The organism is Moritella sp. 5 (assembly GCF_018219455.1).
In the GTDB taxonomy this organism is placed as follows: Bacteria; Pseudomonadota; Gammaproteobacteria; order Enterobacterales; family Moritellaceae; genus Moritella.
Genome location: NZ_CP056122.1, coordinates 4,762,929 through 4,782,018, shown reverse-complemented (window position 1 = coordinate 4,782,018; position 19,090 = coordinate 4,762,929). Strand labels below are relative to the sequence as shown.

General features: G+C 40.9%; 15 protein-coding genes, 2 tRNA genes and 2 rRNA genes. 15 read left to right on the top strand and 4 right to left on the bottom strand.

Annotated elements, in window-relative coordinates; translation table 11 throughout:
• The first annotated feature begins 51 nt into the window (after window positions 1-51).
• The 4 genes from lexA to fghA all read left to right on the top strand — a co-directional run bounded on the left by lexA (window position 52) and on the right by fghA (window position 4,761).
• Complete coding sequence (lexA, locus tag HWV01_RS21345) at window positions 52-675, top strand: transcriptional repressor LexA (RefSeq protein WP_211675935.1); 624 nt, start codon at window positions 52-54, stop codon at window positions 673-675.
• Window positions 676-1,127: 452 nt separating this feature from the next.
• A complete protein-coding gene (locus tag HWV01_RS21340; protein WP_211673381.1) occupies window positions 1,128-2,459 on the top strand; it encodes an MATE family efflux transporter in 1,332 nt (443 codons plus the stop codon).
• Between the two features lie 267 nt (window positions 2,460-2,726).
• Window positions 2,727-3,857, top strand: a complete 1,131-nt coding sequence (locus HWV01_RS21335; RefSeq protein ID WP_045112352.1) for an S-(hydroxymethyl)glutathione dehydrogenase/class III alcohol dehydrogenase — start codon at window positions 2,727-2,729, stop codon at window positions 3,855-3,857.
• 58 nt (window positions 3,858-3,915) lie between these two features.
• Complete coding sequence (fghA, locus tag HWV01_RS21330) at window positions 3,916-4,761, top strand: S-formylglutathione hydrolase (protein ID WP_211673380.1); 846 nt, start codon at window positions 3,916-3,918, stop codon at window positions 4,759-4,761.
• Window positions 4,762-4,818: 57 nt separating this feature from the next.
• Here the strand turns inward: fghA and trmL are convergent, their stop codons facing one another.
• Entirely contained in the window at window positions 4,819-5,283 is a 465-nt protein-coding gene (trmL, locus tag HWV01_RS21325; RefSeq protein WP_045108657.1) for a tRNA (uridine(34)/cytosine(34)/5-carboxymethylaminomethyluridine(34)-2'-O)-methyltransferase TrmL, read from the bottom strand.
• 79 nt (window positions 5,284-5,362) lie between these two features.
• On the opposite strand from trmL, the gene HWV01_RS21320 reads away from it, so the two are divergent.
• On the top strand, window positions 5,363-5,596 hold the full coding sequence (locus HWV01_RS21320; RefSeq protein WP_211673379.1) for a hypothetical protein: 234 nt from the start codon (window positions 5,363-5,365) through the stop codon (window positions 5,594-5,596).
• A gap of 39 nt (window positions 5,597-5,635) precedes the next feature.
• On the opposite strand, the gene HWV01_RS21315 is transcribed toward HWV01_RS21320, so the two are convergent.
• Together HWV01_RS21315 and HWV01_RS21310 are read right to left on the bottom strand one after the other, a co-directional pair.
• A complete protein-coding gene (locus HWV01_RS21315) occupies window positions 5,636-6,928 on the bottom strand; it encodes an ATP-binding protein (protein ID WP_249185397.1) in 1,293 nt (430 codons plus the stop codon).
• 105 nt (window positions 6,929-7,033) lie between these two features.
• Window positions 7,034-7,720 carry a response regulator gene (locus HWV01_RS21310; RefSeq protein ID WP_211673377.1) on the bottom strand — a complete coding sequence of 229 codons (687 nt, stop codon included), beginning with the start codon at window positions 7,718-7,720 and terminating at the stop codon, window positions 7,034-7,036.
• A gap of 434 nt (window positions 7,721-8,154) precedes the next feature.
• On the opposite strand from HWV01_RS21310, the gene HWV01_RS21305 reads away from it, so the two are divergent.
• From HWV01_RS21305 to zapB, 3 genes are all read left to right on the top strand, one after another.
• Entirely contained in the window at window positions 8,155-9,045 is an 891-nt protein-coding gene (locus tag HWV01_RS21305; protein ID WP_305793991.1) for a cation diffusion facilitator family transporter, read from the top strand.
• Between the two features lie 55 nt (window positions 9,046-9,100).
• On the top strand, window positions 9,101-9,862 hold the full coding sequence (cysE, locus tag HWV01_RS21300) for a serine O-acetyltransferase (protein WP_371816368.1): 762 nt from the start codon (window positions 9,101-9,103) through the stop codon (window positions 9,860-9,862).
• A 159-nt stretch (window positions 9,863-10,021) separates the two neighbouring features.
• Entirely contained in the window at window positions 10,022-10,249 is a 228-nt protein-coding gene (zapB, locus tag HWV01_RS21295) for a cell division protein ZapB (RefSeq protein ID WP_211673375.1), read from the top strand.
• A gap of 60 nt (window positions 10,250-10,309) precedes the next feature.
• Here zapB and rraA read toward each other — a convergent pair whose 3' ends face one another.
• On the bottom strand, window positions 10,310-10,795 hold the full coding sequence (rraA, locus tag HWV01_RS21290; RefSeq protein ID WP_211673374.1) for a ribonuclease E activity regulator RraA: 486 nt from the start codon (window positions 10,793-10,795) through the stop codon (window positions 10,310-10,312).
• Window positions 10,796-11,012: 217 nt separating this feature from the next.
• Here rraA and HWV01_RS21285 point away from each other — a divergent pair, with 217 nt between their 5' ends.
• The 7 genes from HWV01_RS21285 (at window position 11,013) to HWV01_RS21255 (ending at window position 18,957) form a co-directional block, all read left to right on the top strand.
• Window positions 11,013-11,876, top strand: a complete 864-nt coding sequence (locus HWV01_RS21285) for a polysaccharide deacetylase family protein (RefSeq protein ID WP_211673373.1) — start codon at window positions 11,013-11,015, stop codon at window positions 11,874-11,876.
• A gap of 19 nt (window positions 11,877-11,895) precedes the next feature.
• Window positions 11,896-13,014 (top strand): glycosyltransferase, encoded by a 1,119-nt coding sequence (locus tag HWV01_RS21280; protein WP_211673372.1) that lies wholly within the window; start codon window positions 11,896-11,898, stop codon window positions 13,012-13,014.
• Window positions 13,015-13,076: 62 nt separating this feature from the next.
• The gene (locus HWV01_RS21275) at window positions 13,077-13,526 is read left to right on the top strand and encodes a DUF411 domain-containing protein (protein WP_211673371.1); all 450 of its coding nucleotides are present in this window, start codon (window positions 13,077-13,079) and stop codon (window positions 13,524-13,526) included.
• A 466-nt stretch (window positions 13,527-13,992) separates the two neighbouring features.
• A 16S ribosomal RNA gene (locus HWV01_RS21270) occupies window positions 13,993-15,537 on the top strand.
• 76 nt (window positions 15,538-15,613) lie between these two features.
• Window positions 15,614-15,690: transfer RNA gene (locus HWV01_RS21265), tRNA-Ile, on the top strand.
• 21 nt (window positions 15,691-15,711) lie between these two features.
• Window positions 15,712-15,787: transfer RNA gene (locus HWV01_RS21260), tRNA-Ala, on the top strand.
• Window positions 15,788-16,063: 276 nt separating this feature from the next.
• Window positions 16,064-18,957, top strand: a 23S ribosomal RNA gene (locus HWV01_RS21255).
• The 16S and 23S rRNA genes sit together here with 2 tRNA genes alongside, the layout of an rRNA operon.
• Window positions 18,958-19,090: the final 133 nt, after the last annotated feature.

The following is a 19,090-nucleotide window of genomic DNA, read 5'->3' as shown; positions in this document are numbered from 1 at the left end:
ATACTGTATATAATTACAAGAAACTGTATATAAAACCAGTTAGGGTTCATGATGAAAGCATTGACACAAAGACAAGCAGAAGTATTTGAATTAGTTAAACAACATATTAAAAATACTGGTATGCCACCGACCCGAGCTGAAATTGCTAAGGAACTTGGTTTCCGTTCACCTAATGCTGCGGAAGAGCATTTAAAGGCATTAGCACGAAAGGGCCATATCGAAATTCTTGCGGGTACTTCTCGTGGTATTCGTTTGTTGGTTGATGCTGACCAAGCCAGTAATGACTGTGGTTTACCTTTAATTGGGCAGGTTGCCGCCGGTGAGCCTATTTTAGCTCAAGAACATATTGAAGCACACTATAATGTTGACCCTTCAATGTTTACACCAACGGCAGACTTTTTACTGCGTGTACGTGGTGAAAGTATGCGTAATATTGGGATTATGGATGGCGATTTATTAGCTGTACATAAAACTAAAAATATCAGTAAAGGTCAAGTTGTTGTTGCGCGTGTTGACGATGAAGTAACTGTTAAGCGTTTTGAACAGCAGGGCAGTGAAATCTTACTGCATCCTGAGAATGATGAAATGAGCACAATTCGTGTTGATTTAAATTTCCAAAATTTTGATATTGAAGGTGTCGCTGTCGGTATTATTCGTAATACCGATTGGATGTAATCACACTTTATTACGCCATCGAGCCTGAAGGTAGATAGTAAATAATCCTATTGTTGACTATCTACCTTTATATTTCTTTTTCCTTTCTTATCACCCTATCTTTAAATTTAGACATCGTTTTCAAATCTTGCTTTAACATCACAGTTCTGATCATCTTCTACCTATTAATTTTCTTTCCCTATACTCAACATGAGATATAAAAATAAATGTAATGCGGATATTAGAGGGCAAATGACACCAGCGCGGTTACACCAAGAATTAATTAAATTTGTCTGCTGAACAGTTAAAGCAACAATCACTGCAAGTACAAAAGAAGACGATCAGTACAGGGTCGATGGATGAAGGTGAAATAGAGTTGTTTTAATTATTTGATAGGTAATACTTTGTTTCATAATTTAAGTTAGATAGACTTTGGCATCTTTTTCCTCCCTTATACAAAGTTGAATCCGTCTATGTGGTTATCCATTCCTACTTCGGTGCATCGAAATATCATCGCGTTGGCATTGCCAATGATCTTGTCAAATATCAGTATTCCACTATTAGGTTTGGTTGATAGCATCGTTATTGGTCATCTTGAACAAGCTTGGTATCTCGGTGGGGTTGCATTGGGTTCCACTGTGGTCATGTTTATTGTCTCTATGTGTAATTTCTTACGCATGTCGACAACAGGATTGACTGCACAGGCACTTGGTAAACAAGATAGTTCTGAGATATTAATGACGCTCGCACACGCCTTGTTAATTGCGTTTTGTTTATCGGTTTTATTACTGTTGTGTAAAAATTATATTGTTGAATTAGCCCTAATGCTGACGGAAGCAAGTGACAATGTACAACTAAATGCACAGGCCTATTTATCGATTCGTATGTGGGGGATCCCTGCTGCGTTATTTAATTTTGCGATATTAGGTTGGTTAATTGGCCTGCAAAATATGAAAGCACCGATGCTGTTATTAATTATTGCTAACGTGTTTAATATTTTCTTAGATATTTTATTTGTGGTGTATTTAGAATGGGGTGTAGAGGGCGCTGCGGCTGCGTCGGTGATTGCAGAGTATGTTGCTTTGTTATTTGGCTTATTATTAGTACTAAAGCAGCTCGGTAAGTTTTCGTTACCTCATAGAGCTGACATTATCAGTCGTTTATTTGCATCAGATAAATTACAGGGTTTACTGTCACTCAACCGTGATATATTTATCCGTTCGCTCTGTTTACAACTGACATTCGCCTTCATGACATTTAAAGCTGCAAGTCTTGGTGATGAGTATATTGCGGCGAATGCGGTGTTACTCAATTTTCTGATGTTTATCTCTTTTGCGCTGGATGGCGTAGCTTACGCGGTGGAAGCTATGGTAGGTAAGGCGATTGGCGCTAAAAATACCCTTGCTTATCGTCAATCAATTCTCGCGTCATTGATCTGGGCGGGTATATTTTCCGTTCTTTTCTCTACGACTTTTTTCATCTTTGGCGAGGGTATGGTGCGTATGATCACGGATATAGAAAGTGTTAATACGATTGCTGTTGAGTATTTACCTTGGTTAGTGTTATTACCCTTTACAGCAGTATGGTGTTTTGTATTTGATGGCGTATTTATTGGTGCAACTCGGGCAAAAGATATGCGTAACAGCATGTTATTTTGTGTCGTTTGTATATTCTTACCTACATATGTTATTAGCAGTGGATTAGGTAATCATGCTTTATGGCTGGCGATGAATACTTTTATGCTTGCTCGTGGATTATCACTCGCTTGGTTGCTATACCCTTCGCTACAAGAGAAGAGCATGTAATGAAATTCTATCGACTATACTGAAGAGGTTTAAGCCTTCCTGATAATACAGCACTGTTATCAAGTTCGTTATTAACGAAAAAGAAAGATGAAATTACCGCGGTATTTTTGCTTTCCTTTTTATTGTTACATCTGGGTAAAAGTAATTTGTATTTCAAGGGTATTATCATTTCTGTGCAAATGAATATAATGAGCGCCATACAGTATGACCGGCCGAATACATAGATAGGTATTACGGCATATTAATTTTATCCCAATGGAGATGAACATGACTGACAAATTTATTAAATCCAAAGCAGCTATTGCTTGGGGTCCAAACCAACCACTATCGATCGAAGAAGTGGATGTAATGTTACCTAGAAAAGGTGAAGTGTTAGTTAAAGTGATCGCATCTGGCGTATGTCATACCGATGCATTCACATTATCTGGCGATGATCCAGAAGGTATCTTCCCTGTAATTCTTGGTCACGAAGGTGGCGGTATCGTTGAGCAAATCGGCGAAGGCGTTACCAGTGTTCAAGTAGGCGATCACGTTATTCCTTTATATACACCAGAATGTGGCGAATGTAAGTTCTGTAAATCAGGCAAAACCAACCTTTGCCAACAGATCCGTGAAACACAGGGTAAAGGCCTAATGCCAGATGGCACTACGCGTTTTTATAAAGACGGTCAGCCAATCTTTCATTACATGGGTTGTTCAACATTCTCTGAATACACCGTATTACCAGAAATCTCGTTAGCGAAAGTTAATAAAGAAGCACCGCTTGAAGAAGTATGTCTACTTGGTTGTGGTGTAACGACAGGTATGGGCGCGGTAATGAATACGGCTAAAGTTGAAGAAGGCGCAACCGTTGCTATCTTCGGTCTAGGCGGTATCGGTCTTTCTGCTGTTATCGGTGCAACGATGGCAAAGGCTAGTCGTATTATTGCTATCGATATTAACGAAAGTAAATTCGAACTAGCGAAGAAATTAGGTGCAACAGACTTCATTAATCCAAAAGATTATGACAAGCCAATTCAAGACGTTATTGTTGAATTAACTGACGGTGGTGTAGATTACTCATTCGAATGTATTGGTAACGTTAACTTAATGCGTTCTGCATTAGAATGTTGTCACAAAGGTTGGGGTGAATCAATCGTCATTGGTGTGGCTGGTGCAGGTCAAGAGATCTCAACACGTCCATTCCAACTAGTAACTGGTCGTGTATGGCGTGGTTCTGCATTCGGTGGTGTTAAAGGCCGTACAGAGCTACCTGATTACGTTGAACGTTATTTACAAGGTGAATTCAAATTAAGTGATTTCATTACTCATACCATGGGTCTTGAAGACATCAATGAATCATTTGATTTAATGCACCGCGGTGAAAGTATCCGTACGGTTATTCATTTCGATAAATAATTAAAATATGTCCCGCTATTTATAATCTACATAGCGGGACGACTAGTAAAGGTTTGTCATGTCTATAGAAGTTGTTAGTAGTAATAAAATGTTTGGCGGTTGGCAGCATCAATATAACCATGCGTCGAATGTACTAAACTGTCAGATGCGTTTTGCTGTGTATTTACCACCGCAAGCATCCAATATGCGTAAAGTACCTGTGATGTATTGGTTGTCTGGCCTGACGTGTACTGATGAAAACTTTATGCAAAAATCCGGTGCTCAGCGTATTGCTGCAGAACTGGGTATTGCGATCGTGGCACCGGATACTAGTCCGCGTGGTGAAGGTGTACCTGATGATGTTGACCAAGCGTATGATTTTGGTTTAGGTGCTGGATTTTATGTGAATGCCACACAAGCACCGTGGAACACACATTATCAAATGTATGACTATGTGCTTAATGAATTGCCTGCATTAATTGAAGCTAATTTCCCGGTTACACAAGAGCGTGTGATCAGTGGGCATTCGATGGGGGGGCATGGTGCGTTAGTAATGGCATTGCGTAATCCAGAACGCTATCGTTCCGTGACGGCATTTAGTCCGATTAGTAATCCAATCAATTGTCCTTGGGGGCAAAAAGCATTACAAAATTATCTCGGTAAAGATAAAGCAACGTGGCAACAATACGATGCCAGTTTATTGATGGCGAAAGCGAATAAATTTGTACCTGCGATGGTTGAGCAAGGCAAAGATGATTCATTTTTGGATGAGCAACTTAAGCCGAATATGCTGGCTGCTGCGGCTGCGCTAAAGGGTTATCCTCTCACGCTAGAAATGCATGATGGTTATGATCATAGTTACTATTTTATCGCTACGTTTATTGAAAAACATATGCGTTTTCATGCGGCTAACTTAGCGAAATAAGTATTACAAAAAATTTGATTATAAGGGTGATGGAGCTTGTTTCTATCACCCTTTCTTTTATTTTGAACCTGCAAAATCCAGCTGGCGCCAGCTTTCATAGATAAAAACAGATACCGCGTTCGATAGATTCATGCTGCGACTCTCTGGTAGCATCGGAATTCTTACTTTTTGCTCTTGTGGCAATGTATCGAGTACTTCTGGCGGTAGACCACGTGTTTCAGGTCCAAATAATAAAACATCACCTGCTTGATATTGCGCTTCATGATGGTATTTTGTGCCTTTGGTTGTACATGCAAAAATACGAGCATCACCTACACAATCTAAAAATGCTTGATAATTAGCATGACGTTTTACGTCTGCAAATTCATGATAATCCAGTCCCGCACGTTTTACCCTTTTATCATCCCATTCAAAACCAAGCGGTTCGATTAAATGCAATTTGAAACCAGAATTGGCACAAAGGCGAATGATATTACCTGTATTTGGTGGGATCTCAGGTTCAAATAGTGCTACTTGTAACATAATAAAGTCTCAGTTCAGGGTTATATAACGTAGGTACTTTGCGTAGAATAGCAAATTTAACAACCTAATGGTAAAAGTGATGAAAAAGCGTAGTAGTTTGATCGTAGCAGGCTTGATTATATTAAGCGCGATCCCTTTTAGCTTGAATATTCTGATTAATATGTTCTTTGCAGATTTGGATACAGAAATATACGAGAAGAAAAAAGCCCGAGTGGAGCAGCGTCGACAAATAGAGAAAATGTTTCCCGAGTTAAATACGACTAATCCATTACACCCACAGGTTATAACGAATAAAGTTGCAGAAGATAAATAATTATCCACTTCTGCAGTCCTTTAATTTCTTATGTTGTGGTTAGCTCATTGGTATAGTAATAGTGATCTGTAAGCCTTGCGTGTCTCTATTACTTGCCCGTATTACCCCATGATGTTGACGGACCGCATTTTCAGTAATCGCCAGCCCTAAACCTGCACCACCAGATTCACGGTCTCGGGCTTGTGATACGCGATAAAAAGGTTTGAAAATTTGCTCAACTTCGTCTTCTGGTACACCTGGACCATCATCTGTGATCACAAACGTTATCTCATCTGTGTCGCTGGTGATGGCTAAATGAACCTGCTGGTTGGCATAGCGTAATGCGTTACGAATCACGTTCTCTATGGCACTGCCAAAGAGTGCTGGAAAGCCTTTGATATCCAAATCTGGAATTGGTTGATGGCTGAATTTTTTGTCTAACTGCTCAGCCTCGAAAATGGCATCATGGCAAATAGGCTGTAACAGTGAGTCAAGATTAAATGATTCTTTGGTTGTGGCATTTAATTGTGTTTTGGATAAGTTTAATAGTGCTGCGATCATCTCCTCTAAACGTTGCGATTCATTATCGATACGCACGATCTCTTTGGTCTCACCATAATGGCGTTTAGATAATGCTACCGACATTTTCAATCGTGTTAAGGGCGATCTCAACTCATGAGATATATCACTCAATAAACGATGCTGAAGTGAAATATGTTCACGAATAGAAAGCATCATAGTACGTAAACTTCGCGCTAATTCACCAATCTCATCTTGCCTTTGAGTCGCTGGTACGACAGCATCTAAATTACCATCGGTGATCTCGGATGCGGTTCTTTGTAACTTTTGTAATGGTTTCGAGATATGCCATGCGAGTAGTGCACATAATGGCATACTGACAAACATAGTAATGAAAAGTAATAGAAATGGCCTATCTAATACATTAATTAACCATATGTTGTGCTCCGCTGGTAGCTGTTGTGCAGCGTACAGTTGAAATTGTTCACCACGTAGTTTTATTGGTATAGGTCCGGTCATTAACCAGTTTTTATATTGTTTTACTTTCGGTTGTGGCGATTCTTCACTTTGCAAAATAAAGCGACGAATGGCTTTAGAAGCTTTGTTACTTGAAATGATATCGCCATTTACACTAACCAAATAAAAATGTTTAGTTTGTGCTTCTTTAGGGGTTATTAACACTTGCAATGGAATGTTCGGATAGCGATCAGCAGAGCTAGAAATATTATGTGCAATGCTATTTAAAATACTGACTGAGCGCGGATCGAGTTGTTTCATGATTCGGCTATCTAATGTTGGTAGTGCTATAACGACTGCAACAACGAGTAGTAGCATACACCAAAACCAGACAAAAATTTTAACGAACAGTTGATTCAATTTGCGACTAAGCACGTGTTAATAACCTTATTTCAAAAATGATAGAAGTGTAAGAAGGGCTGATTATGTATCTAGCCACATATATCCACGACCACGAAGTGTACGGATCCGCATTTTTTCATCTTTTCTTTCTGGTAACTTTTTACGTAAGTTACTTAAATGCATATCAATACTACGGTCAAAAGGCGTCAGTTTTTTACCCAATACTTGCTCGCTTAAATCGGCTTTGGTTAAGATCGTACCTGGCGATGAGATGAGTGCTTCTAATAACATCAGTTCGGTACTGGTTAAATCAAGCAGAATGCTTTGACACCATGCTTCTTGGGTTCGGCTGTTTATCTCAATATCTAAGTGCGTCAACAATTCTGTTTTTTTAGTGGATGTTGGCGGTTCGATACGACGTAATACAGCTCTAATTCGTGCTAATAATTCACGTTCACTGAACGGTTTTGGTAAATAATCATCGGCACCCATTTCTAAGCCAAGAACACGATCAATCTCATCACCTTTCGCGGTTAACATTAAGACCGGCGTGCTGTTATCCACGCGAAGTTTTTTTAATACTTCAAAACCGTTTAACTTTGGCATCATGACATCTAAAAGGACCATATCATATTGACTACTTCTTATTGCGGCCAAACCGGCTTCACCATCATGTACCATATCGACATCGAAATCTTCGAGACTTAGAAACTCAGCGAGTAATTCGGCTAGCTCTTTATCGTCATCAATTAATAATAATTTAGTCATCTTGGGTACTCTGTTAATTGTTTTTATTGTATTAGGATACTGGGTTAAGCAGTAAATAATTCTAAGATTTACCTTGTTTTACATTTTTATTTCGGCATAGTAAAAAATGATGATACCTAATCAGTTTAACTAAAATAGCGTAATAAACAATGCTATCCTCAATTAAAGAGTTAGAGATTGTGACGTGCTACGTAATTGCTATATTTACGATAATGGCGTTAATTACACAGCATTTATTACTATTATTTTAGATGAACGAACTAGGGGAGATGTCTTATTCATGCCTATATGTTGCAGCTATCCTAAAATAACAACAGAATGTTTTTATTGTATCTATTTTATTTGATTTATAGCTTGTTTAGATGAATAACTTCACGTTGTTTTTCTGTTTCCTAGGTTTATAATAACGCATAGATTATATAAAAGGTAACCCTGTGATAGATTCTGATCATGAACAATTAATTAAACGTGCCAGTTATGCTTCTGTTGTTACCGCCGTCATTTTATTATGCAGTAAATTGTTTGTGTGGTTTGCCACTGGATCTGCATCGATATTGGCGTCATTGACGGATTCATTTCTAGATATTGGTGCATCCATTATTAATTTGTTTGCCATTAAATATGCCTTAGAGCCAGCGGATGATGCGCATCGTTTTGGTCATGGTAAAGCAGAATCTTTAGCAGGATTAGTACAATCAGCATTAATTGTGGGTTCATCTATTTTATTAATGTTGCATGGTATTAGTGCATTATTAGATCCACAGCCAATTGTACGTTCAGAACTTGGTATCGCGGTATCCATTTTTGCATTATTAGTCACTTTTATTTTGATTCGTTATCAAACACATGTTGTGGCTACAACTGGAAGTATTGCGATTAGAGCTGATTCACTCCATTACAAATCAGATTTATGGCTTAATGCGACAGTACTTATTGCACTTAGTTTATCTGCGTATGGTTTTTATTGGGTTGATGGATTAGCGACAATTTTGATATCCTGCTACATATTATACAGTGCGTATGAGATCGGTATGGAGTCAATTCAGACATTATTGGATCATGAATTACCCGCTGAAGATATTGATAAAATAACAGCGATTGTGGTAAATACGGAAAATGTACTCGGACTACATGAGTTACGAACGCGACAATCAGGCTATATGCGTTTTATTCAGTTGCATATAGAACTGGATGATCACCTTACTCTGTTTCAGGCACATGCGATTGCCGATAATGTTGAAACTAATTTACTCTGTGAATTTGTAAATACGGAAGTTCTCATTCACCAAGATCCAATCTCAATTGTAAAGATGAAAAATGATTAATATAAACGTGAACTCTAAATGTTGTAAAGGAATAAACATGGAAGATAAACTTTCAATGTCTTGGCTTAGAATTAGAGATGAAGCTAAATTATTGGTTGAACAGGAACCGATGCTCGCTAGTTTCTTCCATTCAACAATACTAAATCACGATAGTTTAAAATGCTCATTGAGTTTTCAGTTAGCAAATAAGCTCGATAGTGCGACAATGCCAGCTATTTTATTACGTGAAGTGATTGAGGAAGCATTAAAAGCAGAACCCACTATTTTACATGCGGTGGCTGCGGATTTATGTGCAGTACAAGAGCGAGACCCAGCGGTTGAATATTTCTCGACACCGTTATTATATTTGAAAGGTTTTCTTGCTCTACAGTCTTATCGAGTTGCCCATTGGTTGTGGAATCAAAAGCGTGAAGCATTAGCGATTTATTTACAAAACCAAATATCAGTGGTGTTTGCTGTTGATATTCATCCAGCGGCTATAATTGGCAAAGGTATTATGCTTGATCATGCAACCGGTATTGTGATTGGTGAAACGGCAATTGTAGAAGACGACGTGTCAATTTTGCAAAGTGTTACGCTAGGTGGTACAGGTAAAGAAAGTGGTGATCGTCATCCGAAAATTAGAGCGGGTGTAATGATTGGCGCTGGTGCTAAAGTGTTAGGTAATATTGAAGTCGGCAGAGGAGCCAAAGTCGGTGCGGGTAGTGTCGTGCTCGATCATGTACCTGAACATACGACTGTTGCTGGGGTTCCTGCTAAAGTTGTTGGTAGACCTGATTCTGAGATGCCTTCACTAGCGATGAATCAAACAATTTGATGTATTAATGCCAGCGCTCACAAACAAAAAGTTAATTCTGCTTAAGTGCATCATAATTTGACTAATAAGACTTGTTGTAGATTGACTAGCGTTGTATTCTTCTAGCAAGGGATAAGCCCTCTCAGCACAATATTGAATTCTTAAATTATGGGTGAAAAAATGAATTTTGACGTATTAGATAAATTAGAAAGTAAAGTACAAACGGCAGTTGATACCATTTCCCTATTACAAATGGAATTAGAAGAGCTAAAAGAAGAAAACAATCAACTATTAGCGAATAACTCTGAGCTTAAAAGTCAGCAAGATGTATGGCAAGATCGTTTACGTTCTTTGCTAGGCAGAATGGATGAAGTTCAAGAGCTAGAAGAGTTAGAAGAAGAAGCATAATTTGATTCAGAGGTATGGTTATGGCTAACTTATACCTCTGTTTCTATATGTTTTTGCGTGTTACTCAATATCTAGCGCATCTGCAGATAGAATAATACCAGTGCTGTCGGCATAAACATGATCGTCAGGTAAGAATGTGACACCGCCAAAATTAACCGCGACATCTAATTCGCCTGTTCGATTATCATCTGCACCAACAGGAATGGAAGCAAGGCTCTGAATTCCAATATTAATATCGTCGAGCTGATCGACTTCTCGAATGCTACCGTAAACAATAATTCCTTCCCATTCATTCTCGAATGCCAGTTGGGCAATATCAGAATCAATTAATGCTCTTCTTAATGAACCACCACCATCAATGAGCAGTACTCTACCCAGTCCGCCTTGTTGAACTGTTTCAGTAATCAGTCCTAAACTTTCAAAGCATTTAATTGTGGTTATTTGACCACCGAATGATGACTTTCCACCGAAGTTCATGAACATCGGTTCAACAACATCAATCATATCTGTATAAATGTCGCATAGTTCAGAAGTATTGTATTCCATGAGCAGCACCTTTTAATAAAGAAAGTTAGGTCATTAGCAATAAATCATAGCACTGTTAGCATATAAATTAAGCCTTTATTATCATTCGATAAATCAAAATTTGGCTTGCGACATAAAATATAAGCAGTGTTCAGTAAATATCTCTCTAATCCCAAATAGTACGATGTGATGGTCTATTCTTATGATAATAGAGTAGATTGTCGATGAGGGGATCGTTATGGCGATTATTAATGCGTTAACTATCAATGTGGAAGATTATTTTCAAGCCCCCGCTTTTCAATACTGTATTAAGGAAAAAGATTGGAGCCTACTCTCACCTCGCATTGAATATGCAGTAGATAAAATTTTATTATTATTAAATGATCATAATGTGACTGCCACATTTTTTGTTTACGGTTGGACGATTATTCACTTTCCTTCGATGTTAAAAAAAATAGCAGAGCAGGGACATGAACTTGCATATCGACATTATAGCCAGCCGGATACGCAGCATTTCAATCAGCGTAAAATTATTGAAGATTTAAACCGTTATAAAGATCTGTTATCACAAGTTATTGGCCAACGTATCATTGGGTATCGGAGTGATACAAAATTATGCTGTGCGACCTCGGCGTGGTTAGAAGACGAATTAATCTTGGCTGGTTATGAATATAGCTGTGCTAATCGGGTTCGTAGAGTGGATGTACAAGCGGATCCTATTGAGTCTGTATTTAGGGATTTTCAGCATTTAAATGTATCAACCCATAAAGTCTTAACTAAGCGATATGAAATTATTAATACCAATAGTATCCGTTTCAGAAAATATGAATCAAGTCGTAAGCTAGTCAGGCAGTTTATGGAAGAAACGAAAACACCTGTGCTAGGGTGTATTTCAACTTGGGTCATGGATAACCAACAACCGAACATTAGAGCAGATAACTTATTTAAAAAATGGTTACACGATTATCAACTTCGTGAGACGCCCCTCCTTCTACACCAACTATTTTCTGATTATAGTTGGCAAACAATTAGTGATATATATCTGCGAAAAGTATTACAACTGAACAGTATAAAAAAGAGGAAAGGACGCTGTGTAAGTTAATGACAAGGATATTATGAGAATGAAAATTTTACACGTAATCGAAAGTGGTGGTTTTTATGGTGCTGAAAGAGTTTTAATTGAATTAATGCTAGGTTTGAAGGTACTTGGGCATGAAGGTGCTTTACTTAGCTTTGGCTATAAAGGACAGGGAGAAAAAGAGTTTGAAACAATTTGTCGCCAATACGGCATAACGGTCAATTTAATTAGGGTAAATAAACTCGAATATTTTTGTATCAGTCATTATATAAAAAAATTTGCAGAGAAAAATAGGTTTGATATTGTCCACTCTCACGGTTATAAATTCAATATACTGTTTGGTTTGATGTTGAAACGAAACCGCTTTAAATGTTTTTGTTCAACCGTACATGGTTATGTATCCGCACCTAGATTTAGTAAAATGGCATTTTATCAATATTTGGATAAGCACTCATTAAAGCAATTAAATCGGGTTTTTCTTGTTAGTCAGCACATGACTAATCTACCAAGTGTTCAAGGGTTAGAAGCAAACCAATATACGGTTATTGAGAATGGTATCGGTGGTTACATGCCGATGTGTGAGATTGAAGATCGTTTAAGTACTTTTTTGCATAATAAAACAACTCGAATAATGGCTGTAGGTCGTCTTGCTGTTGAAAAAAGTTTCGATACACTTATCGACGCATTACCTAATTTGATAAAAAATGATCCGAATACTGTACTTGTTATATTTGGTGCTGGTAGGGAGGAGTATCGATTACGAGAAAAAATCAGGACGTTGGATTTAGATGAACATGTCCTACTATTTGGCTTTGTAGAATCACTACCAAGTTATTTTCGCCATTTTGATGTTTTCGTTATGCCCTCTATTACAGAGGGTACACCAATCGCTTTACTCGAAGCTATGCAGGCTAGAGTTCCTTGCGTTGTTACTAATGTTGGCGGTATGCCACATATGCTGGCGCATGGTCGTGGGGGATGGATAGTCCCACCTAAAGATCCCGATGCCTTACAGTCTGCAATAACCAAAAGTTTAATTCATAGTCAAAGCCAAATTAAAACTACCTTTGCTTATGACCGTGTTATGCATGAATTTAACTACCTTCATATGAGTCGACAATATCTAAACGCTTATCACAATTTGCTGATTAGCTCTTCTTAATGCAATTGACCTTACCTTAACTGGAATGCTTATCATTATTTTCTTTTATTTAGGATATTCTGATGACATTTATTGCTAAAATTTTAAAACCAGTCTTACTTACTAGTAGTTTAATTGGTAGTGCTGCATTGGCAGAAGAGATGACTGTATATAAATCGCAGTATTGTGGTTGCTGTACAGAGTGGGCCGAGCAAATGGAAGATGCAGGATTTTCATTAACGGTTATTAACAATGAATATATGAGTGATGTAAAGAATCAATATGGTGTACCTAATAATCTGCGATCTTGTCATACAGCAATAGTTAATGATTATATTATCGAAGGCCATGTTCCTGCCGCTGATATCAAGAAGCTATTAGCTCAGAATAAAAGAGTCACAGGCATTGCGACTCCCGGTATGCCACAGAGTGCACCAGGTATGGATGTTCCCGGCGCGAGTGATGCATATCAAGTTGTAGCCTTTAATAAAGCGGGTATGCAGTATGTCTATAATGAATACAATCAGAAATAGATTACTTCTTATACGTTAAGGTGCGTTTAACAGCTTGGTAACGCGGATTTTTGGTTTTTAGTGACTAATTAATGAAATCACTTGCTTGAAGTCATTAGTTCTCTATAATGCGACCTCACTGACACGGCAACAGCCGCTAAGTAAAGGTGTTTATCAGTATCGAAAGTTACTTTTTAAGCCTCCTGAAATAAAGTGCAAATATGTACTTGACTTCGAAATTGGTTTGCGTAGAATACGCAGCCTGACTACGACGGATGACGTCAAGGTCAATGCTCTTTAACAATTTATTCAAGCAATCTGTGTGAGCACTTGCAGAGATGTAATGACCAAAAATTATATCAATGTAATTGTGAACATTAAATTAAATCGAAAGATTTGGTTTTATAAACAACAAACTTCGGTTTGTTGTTGAAGTACAGAATTCATTGAGCCGACTTAATCGCTTAGGCGATTAGTCAAAAACTTTTAATTGAAGAGTTTGATCATGGCTCAGATTGAACGCTGGCGGTAGGCTTAACACATGCAAGTCGAGCGGAAACGAAGAATAGCTTGCTATTCTGGCGTCGAGCGGCGGACGGGTGAGTAATGCTTGGGAATCTGCCTAGTCGAGGGGGACAACAGTTGGAAACGACTGCTAATACCGCATACGACCTACGGGTGAAAGGGGGCCTCTTCTTGAAAGCTCTCGCGACTAGATGAGCCCAAGTGGGATTAGCTTGTTGGTGAGGTAAGAGCTCACCAAGGCGACGATCCCTAGCTGGTCTGAGAGGATGATCAGCCACACTGGAACTGAGACACGGTCCAGACTCCTACGGGAGGCAGCAGTGGGGAATATTGCACAATGGGGGAAACCCTGATGCAGCCATACCGCGTGTATGAAGAAGGCCTTAGGGTTGTAAAGTACTTTCAGCGAGGAGGAAAGGTAGTAGATTAATACTCTGCTACTGTGACGTTACTCGCAGAAGAAGCACCGGCTAACTCCGTGCCAGCAGCCGCGGTAATACGGAGGGTGCAAGCGTTAATCGGAATTACTGGGCGTAAAGCGCATGCAGGCGGTTTGTTAAGCGAGATGTGAAAGCCCCGGGCTCAACCTGGGAACTGCATTTCGAACTGGCAAACTAGAGTTCTTGAGAGGGTGGTAGAATTTCAGGTGTAGCGGTGAAATGCGTAGAGATCTGAAGGAATACCAGTGGCGAAGGCGGCCACCTGGCAAGTAACTGACGCTCAGATGCGAAAGCGTGGGTAGCAAACGGGATTAGATACCCCGGTAGTCCACGCCGTAAACGATGTCTACTCGGAGTTTGGTTCCTTGAGAACTGGGCTCTTAAGCTAACGCATTAAGTAGACCGCCTGGGGAGTACGGCCGCAAGGTTAAAACTCAAATGAATTGACGGGGGCCCGCACAAGCGGTGGAGCATGTGGTTTAATTCGATGCAACGCGAAGAACCTTACCTACTCTTGACATCCATAGAACTTTTCAGAGATGAATTGGTGCCTTCGGGAACTATGAGACAGGTGCTGCATGGCTGTCGTCAGCTCGTGTTGTGAAATGTTGGGTTAAGTCCCGCAACGAGCGCAACCCTTATCCTTATTTGCCAGCACGTAATGGTGGGAACTCTAAGGAGACTGCCGGTGATAAACCGGAGGAAGGTGGGGACGACGTCAAGTCATCATGGCCCTTACGAGTAGGGCTACACACGTGCTACAATGGCGCATACAAAGGGCTGCAAACCAGCAATGGTAAGCGAATCCCATAAAGTGCGTCGTAGTCCGGATTGGGGTCTGCAACTCGACCCCATGAAGTCGGAATCGCTAGTAATCGTGAATCAGAATGTCACGGTGAATACGTTCCCGGGCCTTGTACACACCGCCCGTCACACCATGGGAGTGGGCTGCACCAGAAGTCATTAGCTTAACCTTCGGGAGGGCGATGACCACGGTGTGGTTCATGACTGGGGTGAAGTCGTAACAAGGTAGCCCTAGGGGAACCTGGGGCTGGATCACCTCCTTACGTAAAGTTGTTAATTTTTGTAAGTGCCCACACAAATTGCTTGAATAGAGAAATTAAAGACATAGTAAATGTCAGTAGGACTGTAGCTCAGTTGGTTAGAGCGCGCCCCTGATAAGGGTGAGGTCGGTAGTTCAAATCTACTCAGTCCTACCAATTTACTAGCCACAATGATGTGGGGCTATAGCTCAGCTGGGAGAGCGCCTGCCTTGCACGCAGGAGGTCTGCGGTTCGATCCCGCATAGCTCCACCACATCATGTTCTCAGGAAGAGACCAAAGTTAAATCTGCTTATGAATAGCAAGCGACTTAACTTTGGTTTTTTTAACTCTGAAATTCAGGGTTAGAGACGAAAACTTTGCTTTTTAGCAAATGCTCTTTAAAAATTTGGAAAGCTGAATAAATAAAGAAGTTCTTAAAACACGTTATTGCTTCGGCAATAACAATATAGTGTTCTTGAGTATTCTTGAGGCGAAAAAAACTAGATAATACCTAGTTATTTCAATTGTACGGTCGACTTTAGATTGTATGGTTAAGTGACTAAGCGTATACGGTGGATGCCTAGGCAGTCAGAGGCGATGAAGGACGTGTTAATCTGCGTTAAGCTGTGGGGAGTTGATAAAAAGCGTTAATCCACAGATTTCCGAATGGGGGAACCCACTCTACTTTGTAGAGTATCGTAACGTGAATACATAGCGTTACGAAGCGAACCGGGAGAACTGAAACATCTAAGTACCCCGAGGAAAAGAAATCAATAGAGATACCCTTAGTAGCGGCGAGCGAACGGGGTCTAGCCCTTAAGCAGTTTGGAAGTTAGTGGAAGATTCTGGAAAGTTTCACGATACAGGGTGATAGTCCCGTACATGAAAACGACCTTACTGTGAAATCGAGTAGGACGGCACACGTGATATGCTGTTTGAATATGGGAGGACCATCTTCCAAGGCTAAATACTACTGACTGACCGATAGTGAACCAGTACCGTGAGGGAAAGGCGAAAAGAACCCCTGTGAGGGGAGTGAAATAGAACCTGAAACCGTATACGTACAAGCAGTGGGAGCAGACTTGTTCTGTGACTGCGTACCTTTTGTATAATGGGTCAACGACTTAATTTCAGTAGCAAGGTTAAGCGAATAGCGGAGCCGTAGGGAAACCGAGTGTTAACTGCGCGAATAGTTGCTGGGATTAGACCCGAAACCCGGTGATCTAGCCATGGGCAGGTTGAAGGTTGAGTAACATCAACTGGAGGACCGAACCGACTAATGTTGAAAAATTAGCGGATGACTTGTGGCTGGGGGTGAAAGGCCAATCAAACCGGGAGATAGCTGGTTCTCCTCGAAAGCTATTTAGGTAGCGCCTCGCGTCTAACTATTGGGGGTAGAGCACTGTTAAGGCTAGGGGGTCATCCCGACTTACCAACCCTTTGCAAACTCCGAATACCAATAAGTTCAATCGCGGGAGACACACGGCGGGTGCTAACGTCCGTCGTGGAAAGGGAAACAACCCAGACCGTCAGCTAAGGTCCCAAAGTGTATGTTAAGTGGGAAACGATGTGGAAAGGCTCAGACAGCCAGGAAGTTGGCTTAGAAGCAGCCATCTTTTAAAGAAAGCGTAATAGCTCACTGGTCGAGTCGGTCTGCGCGGAAGATTTAACGGGGCTAAACATACCACCGAAGCTACGGATGCAAAGACTTGTTCTTTGCATGGTAGAGGAGCGTTCTGTAAGCCGTCGAAGGTGAGTTGAGAAGCTTGCTGGAGGTATCAGAAGTGCGAATGTTGACATGAGTAACGATAATGGGGGTGAAAAACCTCCACGCCGAAAGACCAAGGGTTCCTGTCCAACGTTAATCGGGGCAGGGTGAGTCGACCCCTAAGGCGAGGCCGAAAGGCGTAGTCGATGGGAAACAGGTTAATATTCCTGTACTCACTTATATTGCGATGGGGTGACGGAGAAGGTTAGGCTAGCATGGCGATGGTTGTCCATGTTTAAGGTTGTAGGCTGTGTGCTTAGGTAAATCCGGGCGCACATTAAGGCTGAGAACTGATGACGAGTCTCTACGGAGATGAAGTAGTTGATACCCGGCTTCCAGGAAAAACCTCTAAGCTTCAGATATAAGAGAATCGTACCCCAAACCGACACAGGTGGTTAGGTAGAGAATACTAAGGCGCTTGAGAGAACTCGGGTGAAGGAACTAGGCAAAATGGTACCGTAACTTCGGGAGAAGGTACGCCAATGATGGTGAAGGACTTGCTCCGTAAGCTATTGTTGGTCGCAGAGAAATGGTGGCTGCAACTGTTTATTAAAAACACAGCACTGTGCAAAATCGAAAGATGACGTATACGGTGTGACGCCTGCCCGGTGCCGGAAGGTTAATTGATTGGGTTAGACTTAGGTCGAAGCTCATGATCGAAGCCCCGGTAAACGGCGGCCGTAACTATAACGGTCCTAAGGTAGCGAAATTCCTTGTCGGGTAAGTTCCGACCTGCACGAATGGCGTAATGATGGCCACGCTGTCTCCACCCGAGACTCAGTGAAATTGAAATCGCTGTTAAGATGCAGTGTACCCGCGGCTAGACGGAAAGACCCCGTGAACCTTTACTATAGCTTGGCACTGAACATTGAACCTACATGTGTAGGATAGGTGGGAGACGTTGAAGCATTGTCGCTAGATGATGTGGAGTCAACCTTGAAATACCACCCTTGTACGTTTGATGTTCTAACGTAGGCCCCTTATCGGGGTTGCGGACAGTGTCTGGTGGGTAGTTTGACTGGGGCGGTCTCCTCCCAAAGAGTAACGGAGGAGCACGAAGGTTGGCTAAACATGGTTGGACATCATGTGGTTAGTGCAAAGGCATAAGCCAGCTTAACTGCGAGACAGACACGTCGAGCAGGTACGAAAGTAGGTCTTAGTGATCCGGTGGTTCTGAATGGAAGGGCCATCGCTCAACGGATAAAAGGTACTCCGGGGATAACAGGCTGATACCGCCCAAGAGTTCATATCGACGGCGGTGTTTGGCACCTCGATGTCGGCTCATCACATCCTGGGGCTGAAGTTGGTCCCAAGGGTATGGCTGTTCGCCATTTAAAGTGGTACGCGAGCTGGGTTTAGAACGTCGTGAGACAGTTCGGTCCCTATCTGCCGTGGGCGTTTGAGAATTGAGAGGAGCTGCTCCTAGTACGAGAGGACCGGAGTGGACGAACCACTGGTGTTCGGGTTGTTATGCCAATAGCATTGCCCGGTAGCTAAGTTCGGAACTGATAACCGCTGAAAGCATCTAAGCGGGAAGCAGGCCTCGAGATGAGTTCTCACTGGAGCTTTAAGCTCCCTGAAGGGCCGTTGGAGACTACAACGTTGATAGGCAAGGTGTGTAAGTGCTGTGAGGCATTGAGCTAACTTGTACTAATTACCCGTGAGGCTTAACCATACAAATTAAAGTATGATTAATTGAAATACGACTTAAGAATAGACAGAACACTTTATGTTTTAAAGACTTCTTTATTTATAGCTTTTCAGATTTAAAAATGAAACGTAAGTTTCTATATAGAAAGCAAACCAGA

Coding starts and splice junctions, on each gene's coding strand:
- lexA (WP_211675935.1), top strand. CDS start 52: ATGAAAGCATTGACACAAAGACAAGCAGAAGTATTTGAATTAGTTAAA.
- HWV01_RS21340 (WP_211673381.1), top strand. CDS start 1,128: ATGTGGTTATCCATTCCTACTTCGGTGCATCGAAATATCATCGCGTTG.
- HWV01_RS21335 (WP_045112352.1), top strand. CDS start 2,727: ATGACTGACAAATTTATTAAATCCAAAGCAGCTATTGCTTGGGGTCCA.
- fghA (WP_211673380.1), top strand. CDS start 3,916: ATGTCTATAGAAGTTGTTAGTAGTAATAAAATGTTTGGCGGTTGGCAG.
- trmL (WP_045108657.1), bottom strand. CDS start 5,283: ATGTTACAAGTAGCACTATTTGAACCTGAGATCCCACCAAATACAGGT.
- HWV01_RS21320 (WP_211673379.1), top strand. CDS start 5,363: ATGAAAAAGCGTAGTAGTTTGATCGTAGCAGGCTTGATTATATTAAGC.
- HWV01_RS21315 (WP_249185397.1), bottom strand. CDS start 6,928: ATGCTACTACTCGTTGTTGCAGTCGTTATAGCACTACCAACATTAGAT.
- HWV01_RS21310 (WP_211673377.1), bottom strand. CDS start 7,720: ATGACTAAATTATTATTAATTGATGACGATAAAGAGCTAGCCGAATTA.
- cysE (WP_371816368.1), top strand. CDS start 9,101: ATGTCTTGGCTTAGAATTAGAGATGAAGCTAAATTATTGGTTGAACAG.
- zapB (WP_211673375.1), top strand. CDS start 10,022: ATGAATTTTGACGTATTAGATAAATTAGAAAGTAAAGTACAAACGGCA.
- rraA (WP_211673374.1), bottom strand. CDS start 10,795: ATGGAATACAATACTTCTGAACTATGCGACATTTATACAGATATGATT.
- HWV01_RS21285 (WP_211673373.1), top strand. CDS start 11,013: ATGGCGATTATTAATGCGTTAACTATCAATGTGGAAGATTATTTTCAA.
- HWV01_RS21280 (WP_211673372.1), top strand. CDS start 11,896: ATGAAAATTTTACACGTAATCGAAAGTGGTGGTTTTTATGGTGCTGAA.
- HWV01_RS21275 (WP_211673371.1), top strand. CDS start 13,077: ATGACATTTATTGCTAAAATTTTAAAACCAGTCTTACTTACTAGTAGT.